This is a genomic window from Brumicola pallidula DSM 14239 = ACAM 615 (genome assembly GCF_000428905.1).
GTDB lineage: Bacteria > Pseudomonadota > Gammaproteobacteria > Enterobacterales > Alteromonadaceae > Glaciecola > Glaciecola pallidula.
The window spans coordinates 34745-52676 of record NZ_KE386815.1 but is presented as its reverse complement, the minus strand read 5'-3'; the positions used below and the strand labels follow the sequence as shown (position 1 = coordinate 52676).

Sequence of the window (17932 nt, the reverse complement as noted above, 5' to 3'; positions counted from 1 at the left end):
GAGATTGCATGAGGGTGTGGTATCATGCCCTCATATTAACAAACGAAGCTTTCATCATTATGTGGCAATGCCCACTTTGTAAATTACCTCTACAAACACATCAAACCGATGCGCCTGACAGACCATTAAAAACCTGGTTATGTAAAAATAATCACAGTTTTGATAAAGCAAAGCAGGGCTATGTTAATTTACTACCAGTGCAAAATAAGCGATCTAAAATGCCTGGCGATGATGTTGAAATGGTCGCTGCTAGAACCTCCTTTTTTGCCGAAAAACCGTACGCTCCTCTAGTTAAAAGACTGTCTGAAGTAATACGTTCTATAGTTATGCATAATAACGCCAGCTCTTGCGTACCGCGTAACGTGGTTGATACATCTGGCAACACTTTCAATATATACGATTCAGGCTGCGGTGAGGGGTATTATCTTGGCGAGCTTTCTGCGCTTCTTTTAGACTCTAATTTAGGTGCGGATTTAGGCGTTAAAAAGGACACGACGACTTTTTTTACATTTGCAGGACACGATATTTCAAAAGCAGCAGTGATTGCAGCAGCCAAGAGAAATAAGCATACACAGCTCGTTGTTGCGTCCACTATAAATATCCCTGTTTTGGACAGCTCACAAGATATTATTATACAAGTTTTCGCGCCGGCATGCGCAGGCGAATATGCCCGAATTTTGCATTCCAACGGTGTTGTTATTACGGTAGATCCAGCACCAAAACACTTGTTTGAATTGAAAGAAATAGTGTACGAAAACCCCGAACTTCATGAAAAGCACAGTGCGGTTCTGACTGGATTCGAAATTATACAACAGCATCATCTTGGCTTCAGTGTTTCGTTACGTAGTGTCAAAGCACGTTTGGCATTGCTGCAAATGACACCGTTTTATTGGAAAACAAATGACACACAACGTGCGCTAATTCGGACAAAATTAATGCAAGTGACAGCGGATTTTGTGATTACAGTATGGCAACAAAGCAAAGGCGCTGAAGGAGACAAAGCCGCGCTCAGTGACTCAATGGTTGTCGCTCTGCCTGTTATTGGTGTTTTGCATGATAACGCGTTACAGGATGATTTAAGCGGTATAGAGAATGAATTATGAATAAGGCGCTATTTTTAGACCGAGATGGCGTGATAAATGTAAATCACGGCTATGTTTATCAAACCAGCGACTTTGATTTCATAGATGGTATTTTTGGCCTTGTTCAACGCGCGAATGAGCAGAGTTATAAAGTCATTGTGGTTACCAATCAGTCTGGTATTGGTCGCGGTATGTATACTGAGGCTGACTTTGAAGCGTTAAGTGCATGGATGCTTTGTGAATTTGCAAAGCGTGGCACTATCATCGATGACGTTCTTTTTTGTCCACATCACCCCCAAGCAAAACTCCAAGAATATAAAAAAGTGTGCGAATGCAGAAAGCCTAAAGCCGGTATGCTTAAAGTCGCGGCCTCTAAACACAACATCTGCCTTGCTAATAGTATGATGGTAGGAGACAAGCTATCAGATGTTGAAACTGCAATAGCGGCAGGTCTTCGTGAGGTTGTCTGGTTTAATCCTGAGTTCATAGGACCAATGCAGACAAGTACTGCTGAATTTCAGGCTAAGTCGCTATCCTGTGAACTAACCTCGCTAAGCATAAGTCACAGCCTCGGTGCAATAATAACTCCCTAGCTTTCCCCCCCCGCTACCGGTTTACACCTACCGGTTTACACCTGCCAGTTTTCACCTGCCGGCTTACACCTTAGATTTGACTCTTCTTATACTTTAGTTTAAATTCAGAAAAGTCGGAATAAAAAGAAAAGTCGGAATAGAATGTTTGAAATCACGGATAAAATAGAAAAGTACTGTACATCAAAGCAAGCGGCTAGTTTGCTGGGCGTGACAACTCGGACTATACAACTGTGGGCGGCATCAGGAATACTTCTGGCTTGGAAGACTCCTGGGGGTCATCGACGTTTTAATTTAACGGATATTGAAATGTTTAAGAGGCAACTTAATCAAGAAAATAACGATGCTGTTGAACACAGATTAGTACGCATTTTGGTGATTGAAGATGAGCCTGACTTAATCATGTTATACAAAATGACAATTAAAGGGTGGAATTTACCGGTTATTTTAGAAACCGCGACAGATGGTTTTGAAGGTTTAATACAAATAGGCGCATGGAAACCAGACATTGTTATTGCGGATATTCAAATGCCAAATATGAGTGGTGTTAACATGTTGAAATCACTATCTAAAATGAGCGCATTTAACGACATGATGGTTATGGTTGTCTCTGCATTATCGAGATCAGTTATTGATGAAAAAGGCGGCCTACCCGAAGGGATACCTTTCTTCACTAAGCCCATTCCATTTAGTGAAATTGAAAGGATCGTAAGCCAACAATGTGAAAAGTTAGTAGACGCTTAATAACTAGGCATAAAGAGCAATTAGAAATAGAAAGTAGGCTTGGAAAAAATCACAGTTCTAAAACGTTGGCTGCCAGTTATAGTAAGCAATTGGATTAAAAATTAGTCCTGATTAAAAAATGCAGTAAGTAACAACTAATCAGCGCTATTACTATATGAATTTTGCTAATAAGTGATTTCCATTCAGTGCAAACAAGACCAAAGGACCGCAAAATAAGTCCGCACGAATGTCAGCTCGTTGGAATATAAATGCAGCGTAGAATTTAAGTCACGATTTATTAAAAATATAAAAATGGAGGCGACTATTTATGCAGACGAATGCTGATGAACAAGGTAATAAAAACGATGAAAAAGACAAACGAGCGGCTGAATTAGTTATTGCCAACAACAAACTTGCTTTTCAAAACGAAGAGAAGGACAAGCGAGCAGACGAGTTAATTCTTGCTAATGAAAAGAAAGAAAAACGGGCCAATGAATTAATCCTCGCCAACACCAAACTTGCCTTTCAAAATGAAGAGAAAGATAAACGCGCAGATGAGTTAATTCTTGCCAACGAAAAGAAAGAAAAACGGGCAAATGAATTAATCCTTGCCAACACCAAACTTGCCTTTCAAAATGAAGAGAAAGATAAACGCGCAGATGAGTTAATTCTTGCCAACGAAGAGAAAGAAAAAAGGGCAAATGAATTAGTTCTTGCTAATGCAGAACTGGCCTTTCAAAACGCAGAAAAAGATAAGCGAGCAGATGAGTTAATTCTTGCCAACCAAGAGAAAGATAAGCGCGCAGACGAGTTAATTCTGGCTAATCAAGAGAAAGATAAACGCGCAGATGAGTTAATTCTTGCCAATCAAGAGAAAGATAAGCGGGCAGATGAGTTAATTCTTGCCAATGAAGAGAAAGATAAACGCGCAGACGAGTTAATTCTTGCCAACGAAGAGAAAGAAAAAAGGGCAAATGAATTAGTTCTTGCCAATGAAGAATTAGCCTTTCAAAACGCAGAGAAAGAAAAACGCGCCGATGAATTGGTCCTCGCCAATACTGAACTAGCCTTTCAAAACGCGGAAAAAGAAAAAAGGGCTAATGAATTAGTTCTTGCTAACACTGAGCTGGCCTTTCAAAACGAAGAAAAAGATAAGCGAGCAGATGAGTTAATTCTTGCCAACCAAGAGAAAGATAAACGCGCAGACGAGTTGATTCTTGCCAACCAAGAGAAAGATAAACGCGCAGACGAGTTGATTCTTGCCAACCAAGAGAAAGATAAGCGGGCAGATGAGTTAATTCTTGCCAATGAAGAGAAAGAGAAGCGTGCCAATGAACTCGTGCTTGCTAACACCGAACTTGCGTTTCAAAACGAAGAGAAAGACAAGCGGGCTTTTGAATTGGTGTTGGCCAACAAAGAAAAAGAAAAACGCGCAGATGAACTCGTTCTTGCGAATAAAGAACTTGCCTTTCAAAGTGAAGTGGAAGAAAAACGAGCAGATGAGTTAATTCTTGCCAATGAAGAAAAAAGTAAGCGGGCAGATGAGTTAATTATAGCCAACGAAGAGAAAGACAAGAGAGCCGATGAATTGGTTCTTGCGAACAAAGAGAAAGACAAGTGGGCCGATGAATTAGTTATTGCTAACAAAGAACTGGCGTTACAAATCAAGCTTGATGCTTATCGTTCAGAAAGGGTTCGTGTCGCGAAGGAATTGACTATCTTTATTGATACTGCGAACGCACCAATATTTGGCGTTGATGCTGAAGGCAACGTAAACCAATGGAATCAAAAATCAGCCGAAATAACGGGATTTCAATCCGATGAAGTATTGGGTAAAAATTTAGTAGAAGAATTTATCACTGCAGATTATCGCGAGTCAGTAAATGAAGTGTTACAAAAAGCACTAAAAGGTAATGAAACCTCTAACTTCGAGTTCCCACTTTACACAAAAGACAATAATTTAGTCATGGTGTTACTCAATGCAACTACACGACGCAATGCAAATGGCGATGTTGTTGGTGTTGTTGGAGTTGGGCAAGACATCACTGAACTTGATAGTTATCGTTCTGAAATGGAAGCAAAAGTAAAAAAACGGACCCGTGAATTAGATATTATATTAACATTAAGTCCTGATGGATTTGTATTAGCTAATGCTGACAATATTATTGTTTATATTAATCCCGCATTATTAAATATGACCGGGCTTCAAGCGCCTATGTTTATCGGTAAATCTGCAAACGTTTTTAGTGATGCAATGGTCAACTTGTATAATTCAGAACGGATGGAAGACATCAGTATTATCGGAACGGAGGATAGCGAGCGCCTCATTTATCTTTCATATCCGGTGTTACGAATTCTCAATTGTAACATTAGAACAATGTATGGATTAACGGGCGTAAAAGAAGGACAAGTGTTCTATTTTAGAGATGTAACCCATGAAACAGAAGTTGATAAGATGAAAAGTGAGTTTTTATCAACAGCGGCACATGAGTTGAGAACCCCATTGGCCAGTATATATGGATTCTCTGAATTATTAATGAATCGTGATTATGATAAAAAAATGTCACATGAAATTTTTGAAACCATCCATCGTCAGTCATTAAATTTAAAACACTTATTGGATGAACTGCTCGATTTATCTCGTATTGAAGCAAGAGCAGGAAAAGATTTTTATATGGTCAAGCAGTCACTTCAAGACCTTCTGATACAGTCATGTGCCGAAGCTGAAGGCGCATTTAATGGGCGTAAAGTAGAAGTTCAGTCATTAGGTCATTGGCCAATTTTATCCTTCGATATCGATAAAATGCGTCAGGTATTTAATAACTTGTTAAACAATGGATTTAAATATTCTCCTGGAAATAAAAACGTTATATTAAAAACAAGTCAACGAGAAAAAAACGGAAATATGCAATTTGGTGTCAGCATCATTGACAAAGGGATCGGTATGGCACCTCAACAATTGTCGCGTATTGGAGAGCGTTTTTATCGAGCTGATGAATCTGGCTCAACACCCGGCACTGGTTTAGGTCTGTCACTAGTTAAAGAGATAGTGACAATTCACGCTGGCGATATCGAGTTTGTTAGTTCTAAGGGAAACGGAATGGCAGTTACTGTTTGGTTACCGATTGTTAAAATTAATCTACTGAGTAAAGAGTAAAGAGTAAAGAGTGATGAGTAAAAAGTGATGAGTAAAAAGATAATTTTAATTGTTGACGATCAAGGGGAATTGCGCAAATTAGTGCGCATGACGCTTGAGTATGGTGATTACGAATTACATGAAGCTGAAAATGGCCAACGAGCCCTAGAATTAGCGAAGGTGATTAAACCTGATTTGGTTTTGCTGGATGTGATGATGCCTGGTGAAGTTAATGGTTATCAAGTTTGTGAAAAGTTAAAACAAGCCAATAATGAAAAAAATCCATATGTGATGCTATTAACTGCTCGAGGACAAAAATCTGATCTTGAAGAAGGACGACGTGTGGGCGCAGATAGCTATCTTGTTAAACCCTTTAGTCCATTAGAATTGATAAAAAATGTTGAAAATGCACTCGCATGAGAATATTACAAGGTCTATTCAGTGGTCGCATTATACTTTGGCTGATCTTTCAGATGCGATAACAATGGATAGATGTTATCGCCTCGAATTCTCTGATGAATAGAATCAATTATCGTGCATACGCACCGCAAGTACGTCTTGTTTGACGCCGTGTAGAACTGCATTTGCAGTTGACCCAAGAAGCATTTTAATACCACTTCTACCGTGCGTTCCTATGACAATAAGATCTGCCTTACAGTCATTTGCTAAGCATTTTATTTCATCAGAAACATCTCCGAGCTTTACGTAAACGTTTTCTTTGTTAATACCAAATTTTTGTGCAATTTCCTCTAAGCTTTCTTTGGCATTGGAAAGGTTTTCAGAATCAGTTGTGACATCGTATTCGCCGCCATATAGAAGAGGCTGAAGATAAACTATTGGCATACATACATAAACCAGGTTCACGTCTTCAGTAGATTGACAAACAGCTATTGCTCGTTGTACCACGTTTTCATACTCAGCATTGAAATCAATTGCGACAACAATTTTTTTATAAATATTCATAATTAATACACCACACTAGTTTGATAGACTTGCCCTTTGCGTTTGCATAGGCTAACACAGCTGCATTATGCCATGTTTGACGTAAATCAAACATGACTGTGTCCGCTATCCCTGGGGCGATGATACCTTATGTATTTCCTTGTAAAGCATGTTGATCATCGCCATTAATTTAAAATGATGGGTCTTTAAGTCATGATGTAATTCAGATTGTTGCGCGTGTATCTGCCTCTTTTTTTGATGCACTGTCGTTTCCTTCTCATCGGCTTCTTTGAAAACATCGCTACTTGGGTCTTGTTCCTCATTGGTCATGCTTTTTTCGTGTTCATGGTCTATTTCAGCATGCTTGCGAATAGCTTGAGCATGCCTAAACAGCGACCTTGATTGTTGTTTCAGTGCTTTTTCTATTTCTTCTAACTTAGTCAGTGCTTGATCGTGGTCTTTTTTCCAGAAGTCGACTTCGTTTAACCATAAAGCATGTTCACTATTCCATTGATTGTGTTCTTGATGCGCGGCTAGATGTGCCTCCGTTGTAACTGTTTGCGCTTTTTCTCTGAGATCCCTTGTGAACGCCATTAATTCGGCTGTATTACTACTAGCAATGCTTTGTAATTTGCCCCAAATTGAATTGTTTACATAGGCCAGATCAAATCTTATTTGCTCTTTATAGGATTCAGTTGCGCCTTCGACGGCTTCACTTAATAAGCATAAATTATCCTTTAAATCGCTACTCGCTTGCTGGATTTTTTCCTTACTTATTTCCTTGGTATCATCGAGTTTTTCTTCCGCTGCGTAAAAAGCCTGTTGCAAGGTTTTACCTTCCTTCACCATAAACTCTTCTATGCTATCAACCATTGCTTGATAGCTTGAGTGTAATTCTGTTGTGTGTTTTTTTGTTTTCATGAGCAGTTTCCTTTAAAAATTCATATGAGCTGACAAGATAATTACCTATATGCTGGTAAGGATATATTCGGTGTTGTACTTAATCAATTGTGGAAATCACTTAATTTGATTTGTGATATCAGTCGATAATGCAGTGCTTATTTAGTCGCTCAAAACTTAGGTAAGTATCAATGAAGGGCTTATCAACACGCAATTAGATGTATCAAACCATATTATGAATAGGGCAGGCTTTGGCAAACCGCATTATGATTTGTATTGCTAGGTATTAAAAAATATAGCATGTCGCGGTTTAATACAGATGGGTAATTAGTATTGAATATATTCAGTTTTATTAACAATCTTAACAATCTTAACAGTAAACAGTCGACATAATTGAAATTAAACGTTATATTATAACACCTATGCATTTACTTACTTCACACTATTTAAGAAAGCAAAAATCACTGTTGAAATATTTACTGGTGATTGTAGTGTTGTTTTCTGTTTTTTCTCAATGGCACAGTTCCGCTCATGCACTGCAGAGTGAGCAACAATGCCAGTTATGCTTGGGCTCTTTTGATTTTGAGCACTCTTTACCAATTAACGTTACGTTTTTTGATACTGAACGAAAAATCCACACTCCCATCAAACTAAGTTCTTGGTCTTTTTACTCTCTATTTAAAACTCAATTTGGCAATAGAGATCCGCCTTTAAATCTCTGAAATTCATAGCATAACCATTTGTTAATACTGGGTATCTTCAGATAGCTCAGCGAGTTTTGATTTGTAATTTAGAGACAATATATAATGAAAGTAAAATACTCGGCAATCGTCCTAGCTGTTTTTGCAGCGTTAAGCCCAAATGCAGATGCAGCAGAAAAAAAAATCCAAAAAGATGAGAGTGACATAGAGACAATATTGATCACGGCATCACCTTTTCAGCGCACAATACTAGAATCCAGTGTGCCTGTGACAATCCTCAGTGGAGAAGAATTAGATCAACATCAGGCTGCAACGTTAGGCGAGACCCTCAAAAATGTGCCTGGCGTTCATAGTTCGTATTTTGGCCCAGTGGCCAGTAGCCCTATCATTCGTGGCTTGGATGGTCCTCGTATCAAAGTCTTACAAAATGGCTTAGGGGCCTCTGATGCATCGCGCGTAGGACCTGATCATCAAGTATCTACCGAAACCTCAACAGCAAGCCAAATTGAAATACTGAGAGGACCAGCCACGCTACTATATGGTAGTGGTGCAATTGGCGGTGTGGTAAATGTTGTGGATAATCGACTACCAGTGACTAGGCAGGAAGGCCTTATTGGTGAAATCTTTGCGCAATACGACAACGTTGCTGACGCTAAAACAATTTCAACAGACTTAAACGCGGGTGTGGGGGATTTTGTAGTGCACCTAGATGCGTATAATCGCAGTACCAACGATTATAAAATTCCGGTGCCAGCAAATATAAACGAGCAAGGCGCCAGCAGTAAGTTGCCTAACTCCGCTATGGACGCAGATGGTTATAATCTGGGTGCTGGTTGGGTCCAAGATGACACGGTTATTGCGCTTGCATATGGAAGAATGAACTCTGAGTATGGCTTACCCGGAGAAGACGGCGTATTTATAAAGTTAAAACAGGACAGATACCAAGGTGTAGTTGACTGGAATAATTTAGACGGCTTTATAAACGCTGTGCATTGGCAAAATGCTTATACAGATTATGAACATTCTGAAATTGACGTTGTCGAGGTTGGCACTACGTTTAGAAATGAAAGCATAGAGTCGAGACTATGGGGCGAACATGCGCCTGTGTTTGGTTGGAAGGGTGTATTAGGTCTGCATTACAACAATAGTGATTTTGAGGCTATTGGTGAAGAGGCTTTCACACCGCCAACGAAAACAGACAGTCTTGCCGTATTTTTAATGGAAGAACGCCAAACAGGCGCATTTATATGGCAAATCGGCTCTCGAATTGAGCAAGTAACTCATACTATTAATAATGATTTTTTTGCTGAACGTGATCCGCAGCAAAGTATTGCATTTGCTGATACCGATTATGTTGCAGTGTCTGGATCTGCGGGTGTTGTTTTCAAAATTGATAACGACAACACGTTAGCGTTTAACTATGCTTACTCAGAACGTGCACCTTCTGCATCTGAATTTTTTTCGTATGGGCCGCACATAGGATCGGGCACTTATGAAATTGGCGGTGGCTTTGAGATAGCTAACAATAATGATCAATACACCGTTGTCCAAACTGCAAGCGATATGGATAAAGAGGTATCCAATAACGTTGACTTAAGCTATCGTTTTAACACGGATGATTTGAATGCAAGCTTTAGTATTTTCCACAATCAAGTTGATAACTACATTTTCGAAGATTTTACTGACTTAGTGTTTAGTGATGGAGGATTAGTTTCAGCACAGGTGTTTGCTGACCAAGTTGCTAATTTGGGCGAAGCTGCCGATGAAGCTGACGGTTTACCTGTTGTTGTATTTGCCCAACAAAACGCCAAACTATATGGTTATGAAGCTCAAATCGATTGGCACTTAAATGACCAGTGGCGTTTAGAAGCATTTACTGATTATACCCGAGCAAAGTTAGCTTCAGGTCTCAATGTGCCTAGAATTCCTCCGATGAGAATTGGTTCGTCTGCTCATTATGAATCCGGCAATTGGCATACCGAAATGGAAATTATTCGAAACAGTAAACAAGATAAAATAGCCATCAACGAGACGGATACAAGCGGTTATACGATGGTTTCGGCGTCTGCTAATTATTATCTTGCTCTGGACAATGTAGATATGACGATTTACATCAAAGGCGATAACTTAACAAATCAGGAAGCTCGAGTTCATTCATCCTACTTAAAAGACGAAGCACCTTTATCAAGTCGCTCGTTTAGTGTTGGCGTGCGTGCACGCTTTTAAGGATTTTTGACAATAAAAAGCGGATGCTAAAAAGTATCCGCTTTTTACTCATTGCCAAGTTATTGCGTGATTTTTACTGCTTTGAAAACTCAGTAATATACTTAATTGAGCGACTCAATAGATTGGTGTCAATTTCAGTCAATACTTTTTCATTTGTGATGTAGTCGCGAATTTCAAAACTACCATTCTTGCTAACCTCAGTAATTAATCCTTTATGCAAAACAATTAAGTGTCTACCTTGCGTACTTACCGCCCAAGCTCGCGTTGGTGATTGCAATGCTTGGCCAATAGAATAGTTATCTGGCGCTGCGTTACAACCTAATTCGGTCAAAATAGTGGGGGCAATATCTTCTGTTGTCGACATGTCTGTTTTGAGCGCTAGATTACTGTAGAGCTTGTGATGAGCGCTATCTTCAGGCTTTGCTACAAATAGGATCTTGGTGGTTAAGCTAAGCGCTTGTAAATCAATTGAAGCTAACTCTTCATTTGTCACGGTTGCCATAAATAAACCACTGGATTGCTCATTAAGTTTGCTACTAAATGAACTCCAATTGCTTGAATAAAATGGCTTATTCTGAGCATCATCTTGATTGCTTGTTTCATGATTGTACATACTAACGTCGAGGTTAAATGCCTTTGATAGCGCCAGTGTGACAGGCTGCGTATTCGCGACGCTAGGCAAGAAGGCCTGTGGTAAGCCGTATACAGCAGACATCAAATAATCACTTTTCAAAGTGCTACTAACAAAATGGAAGCCGTTATCCATTAAGCCTTCAGGCGCAGAGGATAAAGTGTCATTGCGTAAACTTAAAAATAATAATTTTTGGGTCGCATCGACCGAGCAATAAATTGGCTTTGGTGGATAATCAAACGAATAATTATCATCGTTAAACTGTAAATTTTGACGTTGTTTATAGTCTTGCAGGTCAAACACACCGATGCGTGACATCAATGTCTTCGCTGTTGCAGGGTAGGACAAAGGAAGCATATTGTCTTGCTGTAATACCGGCGCATATAATTTGGCGTCGGCCCATACATGAATAGCGTGGCTAACAACAAAACAGAACACAAAGGCACTGCTGGCATAAATCCCGATGTGTACCTTCATGAATCGTTTTATGCGTTTATGTATTGCGTTCGCCAGTACCAGTTGAAACATTAACCAGATGACAACAAGTAATAACAAATAGAACCATTGGAGCCAATTAAATGCACCCATATGTCCTTCTGTTTCACTTCTCAGCAGTGCCGCTGAACTAAAGCTAATGTGAAACCCTGTTTTATTGTAAAGCAGCGCATCAAAAGCGAGCAGGGCAAGACCAATAGCTGCGATAGCCGACCCAAAGACCCGTAATACTCTAGGCTGTTTAATTTTGTAACACAGCGGTAATAGTAAAACAACGAAACCAAAGAAAGTAATAAAACTGATGTGTCCAATCCAAGTCACGAACATATAAACAATACTGATAGGGGTGCTTGATATGGGTGACGACAGCAAATAAACTGAGGATATGACAAGCGCCATTAGAATGTTGGCAAGGGCAAACCAATGCCCCCAAGCAACAAGTTCGTTAATTTGTTTACGTCGTGGTGATTCATTAAAAATCATAGTAGCTGTTAATTCCCTTTGACTGCTCTTTTCAATACATCACAAAATTGTGCCACCATCGCGTCTCTTTTTTCTGGAGCAACTTGTTGCGTAAATATAGACGATAATACATTGCCAAGCACCATTAACGACAAATTACTGTTTGCATTATTTTGTTCTAAGGCGACGAAAACGTCTTGCATAGCCGCTTCAAACTCTTTATCAGAGTATTTGGATTGTTGTGGCATTAATCTGTCCTGTGATTTTTGATGAAAAACTGGTTACAATTAACCAGCTTCAGAATGCTTATTATAATGGCACTCTATTCATTCACAAACAATTGTTTGGAAGATCTAGGTTTATTGTGGCGGCGGTTAACGGTAAACTAGGGTGAATACGACACTAATCCAATATTTTAGCACATTTAATAAGGCAGCCTTTTAAGTATATGAGTGCACTCATTCACCAATTTGTTGTTCATCGTTTAAATTTGTCTGACGATGGCAAGCTTCACTTTATTCCTCGAACGAGTTGTTTTGAGCCGAGTAAAGAAATAGAAACGTTAGCACAGCAGCTACATACAACCTTTAATAGTAAGCCTGGAAAGGGCGTTGGAGGATTTGTAGAAGAAACTGAAAAAGAAACTGAAAATACTTTTTCTGCAGATTTGTCGCAGGTACTACAAAGTGAAATGGACTTTCATGCATTTAGTGTAAAGAGCGGCGAATTCTTACTACAAACCCTAGCGAAAGATGAAATGGTAGAAACAGGGTTTCTAATATTCAGTCAATATGAATATTTGGCTACGCAATATCTGCTTATTGCGCTGATAGACACCAAACAGCATGTTGCTGTGAACCAACAGATGGATTTAGATTACAGCGACCATTTAGATTTTAGTAAAATGCAATTAGCGGTACGCATTGATATTACGCAATGGCAAGTAACGCCTGAGCAATTTAGATATATCAGTTTCTTAAAAGGTCGGATGGGTCGTAAAGTATCAGATTTCTTTATGCACTATATTGGTTGCGAAGAGAAGGTCGACGTCAAGCAACAAAACAAACAGCTAATGCAAAATGTCGATGATTATTTATCTCAAGAGCAATGCGATACACATGAAAAAAATCAACATCGTGGCTCAGTAGCAAGCTATTTCAAGGAAAGAGTAGTTGAAGGTGAAGATGTTACGGTCGAGGAAATTGCACAGTTTTTACCAAAAGATGAAGATTCAGGTCAATCTTTTACGTTATTTAATGACCAACAAGAAGTGCCATTAGAGCAGCGTTTTCAACCTGATCGCGCAGCTATTAAGTCACTGGCAAAATTTAGTGGCGCAGGAGGTGGCGTGACCATCAACTTCGATCGTCCCTTATTAGGTGAACGTATCTTGTACGACCCGCATACCGACACGTTGACAATTCGCGGCATTCCACCCAATTTAAAAGACCAGTTGCTACGCGCAACGAAAGGGAAATAATTGCTGATATGAAATTATTCGTAAACGACTTGACCGTCATGGATTTCTCTTACCTGTGCCCAAAACGAGGAATGGTAGGTGAAAGCTGGATTGTCGATATTTTGCTAAATGGCGGATTGAACGAAGAGAGCATGGTGCAAGATTTCGGTAAAGTGAAAAAAGAGCTAAAGCATGTGATTGATGACTATGTTGATCATAAGTTAGTAGTGCCTGCTGAGCATGCATGCACTACAATTACTCATGATGACTCTAATGAGCGAGTTCAAGTTGACTTTTCTTATCATCACGAAGGCAGCGAGAACGCGCAAAGCCTGCATTTGTATTGCCCTCCTGAAGCATATGCATTTGTGTATGCTGATGAAGTAAATATGAGTTCAGTAAAGGAGTATTTAAAAGAGGTCATAAAAACCCATTTGCCAGAGAATGTCCACTCTGTAGAGCTTTTTTTACGTGAAGAGGCGATCCCAACAGATTTTTATCACTATACACACGGACTCAAAAAGCACGATGGAAATTGCCAACGTATTGCCCACGGGCATCGTTCAAAAGTGTTGGTTTTTGAAAATGGAAAAGAAAGTCAAAAATGGCAAAATTATTGGGCAAAAAGATGGGCTGATATTTATATCGGCACAAAAGAAGATTTAGTCTCGCCTAGTCAATTAAGTTTTCAACATGACAACATAAACGCCGACAGTTTTTATTGTTTTAAGTACGAATCATCGCAAGGTGAATTCGAAATGGCGATTGAAAAACAAGCATGTGAAATTATTCAAACGGATTCAACCGTTGAATGTTTAGCTCAGTTTATGTTTGATGAATTAAAAACAATGTCAGACATGACATTAGAAGTCAGAGCATTTGAAGGTGTTGGCAAGGGTGCAATTGTTGCCGATGAATAAAAGTTCAAAAAACCAAATTTGTCTTTCTGTAAAGTTAGGTATTGGTAGCCTGATTTTAAGCGCCCTCTTTTTCAATGCAAACGTGCTAGCTGAAAATAATGAAAAAAAGCGTGCTCGCGCACTAACGTCGGAGGCACTCATTATCGATACTAAAAAGGGCGACATAGCCGAGGTAATGGAACTGACATCAAGCTATTTGCCATCTGGCGCTGTTACCGAACTAACAACGCAACTGGTTTTAAATGGCAGCCTAACGCAAGGGGCATTGTTACGCGGAAAACTCCCAAGTGGGAGTGTTGTGTGGCTTAACAACAAGCGCATTAATATCTTATTATCAGGTGATTTTGTATTTGGTTTCGGGCGTGATGCGGCGTTAACGCAAAAGTTAGAATGGCAATTACCTGGCCAAACTAGCCGCAATCAGAAAAATCTTAAACTAGCGAAACGTGAATACAATATCCAGCGTATCGAGGGTGTTGCGTCAAAGTATGTTTCTCCGCCAAAAGAAGTGTTAGCTCGGATTCGAAACGACAATGTACAAATTGCCACCGCAAGGGCAACAAGTTCTGAGCTTACTGCATTCACAAAAGCACTAATTTTACCTGCTAAAGGGCTGGTTTCAGGTGTTTATGGCAGTCAACGCGTGTTTAATGGCGAACCTAAACGTCCACACTACGGCTTAGATATTGCTGGGCCGGTGGGAACTGCCGTCAAAGCACCTTTAGATGGGGTGGTTACTTTGGCCCATGCTGATATGTACTATTCTGGTGGTACTCTTATTATCGATCATGGTCTGGGTGTTTCATCGACGTTTATTCACCTGTCCTTGTTAGACGTTAAACTAGGTGATGTGGTAACACAAGGTCAAAAGATTGCAGAAATGGGAGCCACTGGCCGAGTAACCGGTCCACACCTTGATTGGCGTATCAATTGGTTTAAAGAGCGCTTGGATCCAGCACTTCTGGTCGACCTAACAGACGCTGAGCAATAGCCGGCAATCTCAAGCGAGTAGGTTCTTAAATGATTAGAAAAGCACGCTATTTTCAAGCCCGTTTATTAAGCTGGCACTGCATTACAAAGTAACTGTGCCCGCGATCCAAGCGTCAAAGAGGATTGGGTTTTGAATAGTGAAGTAAACCGTATCATATATAGCGCTTTGAATGGGTAGGGTACCTTTGATGATGCGGCCCTGTCGCAGCAATGTTATTTCAACTGTTGAAGTCTGTTGGTTGTCCAACAATCGTTGCAAGTTACCACTATTTACCTGCCATTGGCCCATAGCAATCATCACATCACCAATTTGAGCACCCGCTTGAACAATCGGAGAACCATCAGACATTGTTTGCAGTACGACGCCACTGCCTTGATCTTTATAGCTTGCTCCAAAAGCATGTTTGAAGGTTTCTTTACTTGCTTTTCCTCCCTTATCATCAACTGATGTCCGGCTGCGTAGATTTAATGTTAAGCCAATACTCTGAACCATTGTGTCTATGGGTAGATCCATGGTCGTGTAAATCGCTATGTTAAGAAATCCAGATATATCGATATTGAAGTGTTCTTTGCAGAGCGTTTGAATAACATCGTTGGCAGTGCCTGTATTTGTTTGACCATATTGTGACCACAGTAACTGCATTAATTGGTCAAGAGAGTAACGATTGTTGCTGAGTTGTCGCAATGTGATATCGAGTGCCAGTGCAATAATCGTTCCTTTGGTGTAATAACTAACAATGTGATTGTGTGACCCTGCATCTTGCTTATAAAACTTGCTCCAAGCCTCAAAACTTGATTGCGTCACGGTTTGTTTGTGTCGGCCCTGAGTTCGGTTCATTCGGGTCATATTCTCACCCAGTATTTCAGCGTAACGTTGGGCGTTAATCAACTTAGTTCTAGCTAAGCTCAGATCATCATAAAGACTGGTGAAACCTTCAAATATCCAAAGTTGCTCCATGTATTGTTCAGAACTTAGGTCCGGTGAAATCATAATTTCAGGTTTTATACGTTTAACATTCCATGCATGAAAAAGCTCATGACTGCACAAACTCAAAAATTGCTGGTACTGCTCTGGTATGATGTCCGACTCACAACGCATAGGTAAATGGAATCGAGGAAACATAAGCGCGGTAGAAGCACGGTGCTCTAAACCACCAAAACCGGCTTCACATAAAAGCGTGATAAACCAATAGTCTTTTTCTGGCAAACCGTTAAACAAATCTAAGTGGTGTTTGCAAATAGGTTTTAGATCATTACAAATTCGTTCAACGTCAGCTTCAGTCTTTCCTGAAAAGACTAAATGAAAACGCGTACCGGCTATTTCAAATGTATGTTTTTCAACCACCCCTAAAAGGACAGGGTGATCAATTAATTCTTGGTAATCGTCACAACTAAAATAGTGAGTTGCATGTCCTTGCGACTCAACAACAGATTGTTGCTTTAGCGACGTACACATCTGCCAGTTTCTAGCGAGTTGGTTATTTACAATTTGCACCGATATTGGGACGGTGGAGTTTTCGGTGAATTCCTTTACTTCTAAAAAGGTGCTTGTTCCATTAAAGAATGCGTATTCGTCAAATAAGTAAGCGCCGCGAACAGATAAATCAAACGCGTAAACTTGATACCTGATTTCTAAGCCTGACGCAGCATTACGCACAAGCCATGTTTGTTTATCAATTTGGCTTATTAGCTGCTTTTCATTAGTTGGCGAAAGCGCTTCTAATTGATGAATGTTTTGGCAGAAGTCTCTTATCATATAACTACCCGGCATCCATGCAGGAAGCGACAAATGAATAACATCATGTTGGGAGGCCGGAATAGAAATTTTGACATTAAAAACGTGCTCAGCTAAATTTTCAGGTACGATATGGTAAGTGAGCGTGTCTGTCATGAATAAAAGCCTTTGGTTGTTGAGGTGTGCGATACTGCGCGATGTATCTATATTATCATGCTAGTAGTTACTTGTGGCTAAACAGTTGTAGAGTAAAAAAGGAATTCATGTGAAACCGTCAATATCCTCAGCTGATATCAACGCACTTCTATGTTTGTTGCCAAACACTGACGCCGATATGCAATTAATTGCGCAGGCACAGCCTGTCCGACTTCGAACAACCTACTTTGGTACCGACGGCGAGCAGTGCTTGTTTTTTCGTTATCCAGCATCAACAGAGCTCGTCAATACTACGCATTTAATCGAACCTGACACTCAAGTCGTTATCAGGTATGTGCTGGACGAGCCTTATGGTGAAGTAGTGGCATTTAAAGTGCGCGTTTTAAAAGTGATTTATTCACCATTGCCAATGGTAATTACAAGCTTTCCGTCTGTTTTGCAGAAACTCGGATTGAGATCGCAAAAGCGCGCTGTATCAGGTGTGCCGGTCGAAGTTGTTTTAGATGAACAGGAAAATAGGCAAGCAGAAGGATTAATCGTCGATATTTCAAAAAATGGCTGCAAGTTATTAATTCCATTTAAAACAGTACTTCAGGTTATCCAAAGTGAAGAAAAAATTACACTTTGCGTGGAACTGGCGGAAAGAACCCTACTAATTGCGGCAAGAGTCAAAAACGTGCGAATTGAAAAAGAATTCCATGCTTATGGCATGCAATTTGAAGACTACGACAATCAACTTGAACGTTTACTTGAGCGTTACATGATCACGTTGTAAACTAATTGT

General features: G+C 39.9%; 15 protein-coding genes. 10 read left to right on the top strand and 5 right to left on the bottom strand.

Annotation, left to right across the window (positions count from 1 at the left end; translation table 11 throughout):
• The first annotated feature begins 8 nt into the window (after window positions 1-8).
• From G399_RS0114135 to G399_RS0114115, 5 genes are all read left to right on the top strand, one after another.
• Window positions 9-1103, top strand: a complete 1095-nt coding sequence (locus tag G399_RS0114135; protein ID WP_148277375.1) for a putative RNA methyltransferase — start codon at window positions 9-11, stop codon at window positions 1101-1103.
• Window positions 1100-1675, top strand: a complete 576-nt coding sequence (locus G399_RS0114130) for a D-glycero-alpha-D-manno-heptose-1,7-bisphosphate 7-phosphatase (RefSeq protein ID WP_006010179.1) — start codon at window positions 1100-1102, stop codon at window positions 1673-1675. The genes G399_RS0114135 and G399_RS0114130 overlap by 4 nt, the downstream gene beginning before the upstream one ends.
• A 141-nt stretch (window positions 1676-1816) precedes the next feature.
• Window positions 1817-2416: a response regulator gene (locus G399_RS0114125; RefSeq protein WP_006010177.1), complete on the top strand. Its 600-nt coding sequence runs from the start codon at window positions 1817-1819 to the stop codon at window positions 2414-2416.
• 307 nt (window positions 2417-2723) lie between these two features.
• Window positions 2724-5552 carry a PAS domain-containing protein gene (locus tag G399_RS21335; protein WP_026843752.1) on the top strand — a complete coding sequence of 943 codons (2829 nt, stop codon included), beginning with the start codon at window positions 2724-2726 and terminating at the stop codon, window positions 5550-5552.
• Window positions 5553-5579: 27 nt separating this feature from the next.
• Window positions 5580-5951: a response regulator gene (locus G399_RS0114115; RefSeq protein WP_026843751.1), complete on the top strand. Its 372-nt coding sequence runs from the start codon at window positions 5580-5582 to the stop codon at window positions 5949-5951.
• 105 nt (window positions 5952-6056) lie between these two features.
• On the opposite strand, the gene G399_RS0114110 is transcribed toward G399_RS0114115, so the two are convergent.
• Together G399_RS0114110 and G399_RS0114100 are read right to left on the bottom strand one after the other, a co-directional pair.
• On the bottom strand, window positions 6057-6494 hold the full coding sequence (locus G399_RS0114110) for a universal stress protein (protein WP_006010171.1): 438 nt from the start codon (window positions 6492-6494) through the stop codon (window positions 6057-6059).
• A 105-nt stretch (window positions 6495-6599) separates the two neighbouring features.
• Window positions 6600-7394: a zinc ribbon-containing protein gene (locus G399_RS0114100; protein WP_006010170.1), complete on the bottom strand. Its 795-nt coding sequence runs from the start codon at window positions 7392-7394 to the stop codon at window positions 6600-6602.
• A gap of 785 nt (window positions 7395-8179) precedes the next feature.
• Here G399_RS0114100 and G399_RS0114095 point away from each other — a divergent pair.
• A complete protein-coding gene (locus G399_RS0114095; RefSeq protein ID WP_006010168.1) occupies window positions 8180-10300 on the top strand; it encodes a TonB-dependent receptor in 2121 nt (706 codons plus the stop codon).
• A gap of 73 nt (window positions 10301-10373) precedes the next feature.
• Here G399_RS0114095 and G399_RS0114090 read toward each other — a convergent pair whose 3' ends face one another.
• Complete coding sequence (locus G399_RS0114090; protein ID WP_006010167.1) at window positions 10374-11909, bottom strand: DUF3413 domain-containing protein; 1536 nt, start codon at window positions 11907-11909, stop codon at window positions 10374-10376.
• Between the two features lie 8 nt (window positions 11910-11917).
• Complete coding sequence (locus G399_RS0114085; RefSeq protein ID WP_006010166.1) at window positions 11918-12136, bottom strand: YejL family protein; 219 nt, start codon at window positions 12134-12136, stop codon at window positions 11918-11920.
• Between the two features lie 200 nt (window positions 12137-12336).
• Between G399_RS0114085 and yejK the strand changes: the two genes are divergently transcribed.
• The 3 genes from yejK (at window position 12337) to G399_RS0114070 (ending at window position 15258) form a co-directional block, all read left to right on the top strand.
• A complete protein-coding gene (gene yejK / locus G399_RS0114080; protein WP_006010164.1) occupies window positions 12337-13368 on the top strand; it encodes a nucleoid-associated protein YejK in 1032 nt (343 codons plus the stop codon).
• A gap of 8 nt (window positions 13369-13376) precedes the next feature.
• Entirely contained in the window at window positions 13377-14267 is an 891-nt protein-coding gene (locus G399_RS0114075; RefSeq protein WP_026843750.1) for a 6-carboxytetrahydropterin synthase, read from the top strand.
• Window positions 14268-14442: 175 nt separating this feature from the next.
• Window positions 14443-15258 carry a M23 family metallopeptidase gene (locus tag G399_RS0114070; RefSeq protein ID WP_051288599.1) on the top strand — a complete coding sequence of 272 codons (816 nt, stop codon included), beginning with the start codon at window positions 14443-14445 and terminating at the stop codon, window positions 15256-15258.
• An 81-nt stretch (window positions 15259-15339) separates the two neighbouring features.
• Here the strand turns inward: G399_RS0114070 and G399_RS0114065 are convergent, their stop codons facing one another.
• A complete protein-coding gene (locus G399_RS0114065; protein ID WP_006010159.1) occupies window positions 15340-17148 on the bottom strand; it encodes a M61 family metallopeptidase in 1809 nt (602 codons plus the stop codon).
• Window positions 17149-17257: 109 nt separating this feature from the next.
• Here G399_RS0114065 and G399_RS0114060 point away from each other — a divergent pair, with 109 nt between their 5' ends.
• Entirely contained in the window at window positions 17258-17923 is a 666-nt protein-coding gene (locus tag G399_RS0114060) for a flagellar brake protein (protein ID WP_006010157.1), read from the top strand.
• Window positions 17924-17932: the final 9 nt, after the last annotated feature.

Bases quoted from the DNA above. Each gene is read 5' to 3' on its own strand.
- G399_RS0114090 (WP_006010167.1), bottom strand. From the start codon at position 11,909: ATGATTTTTAATGAATCACCACGACGTAAACAAATTAACGAACTTGTT.
- G399_RS0114135 (WP_148277375.1), top strand. From the start codon at position 9: ATGAGGGTGTGGTATCATGCCCTCATATTAACAAACGAAGCTTTCATC.
- yejK (WP_006010164.1), top strand. From the start codon at position 12,337: ATGAGTGCACTCATTCACCAATTTGTTGTTCATCGTTTAAATTTGTCT.
- G399_RS21335 (WP_026843752.1), top strand. From the start codon at position 2,724: ATGCAGACGAATGCTGATGAACAAGGTAATAAAAACGATGAAAAAGAC.
- G399_RS0114095 (WP_006010168.1), top strand. From the start codon at position 8,180: ATGAAAGTAAAATACTCGGCAATCGTCCTAGCTGTTTTTGCAGCGTTA.
- G399_RS0114110 (WP_006010171.1), bottom strand. From the start codon at position 6,494: ATGAATATTTATAAAAAAATTGTTGTCGCAATTGATTTCAATGCTGAG.
- G399_RS0114085 (WP_006010166.1), bottom strand. From the start codon at position 12,136: ATGCCACAACAATCCAAATACTCTGATAAAGAGTTTGAAGCGGCTATG.
- G399_RS0114075 (WP_026843750.1), top strand. From the start codon at position 13,377: ATGAAATTATTCGTAAACGACTTGACCGTCATGGATTTCTCTTACCTG.
- G399_RS0114130 (WP_006010179.1), top strand. From the start codon at position 1,100: ATGAATAAGGCGCTATTTTTAGACCGAGATGGCGTGATAAATGTAAAT.
- G399_RS0114065 (WP_006010159.1), bottom strand. From the start codon at position 17,148: ATGACAGACACGCTCACTTACCATATCGTACCTGAAAATTTAGCTGAG.
- G399_RS0114100 (WP_006010170.1), bottom strand. From the start codon at position 7,394: ATGAAAACAAAAAAACACACAACAGAATTACACTCAAGCTATCAAGCA.
- G399_RS0114070 (WP_051288599.1), top strand. From the start codon at position 14,443: ATGGAACTGACATCAAGCTATTTGCCATCTGGCGCTGTTACCGAACTA.
- G399_RS0114125 (WP_006010177.1), top strand. From the start codon at position 1,817: ATGTTTGAAATCACGGATAAAATAGAAAAGTACTGTACATCAAAGCAA.
- G399_RS0114115 (WP_026843751.1), top strand. From the start codon at position 5,580: ATGAGTAAAAAGATAATTTTAATTGTTGACGATCAAGGGGAATTGCGC.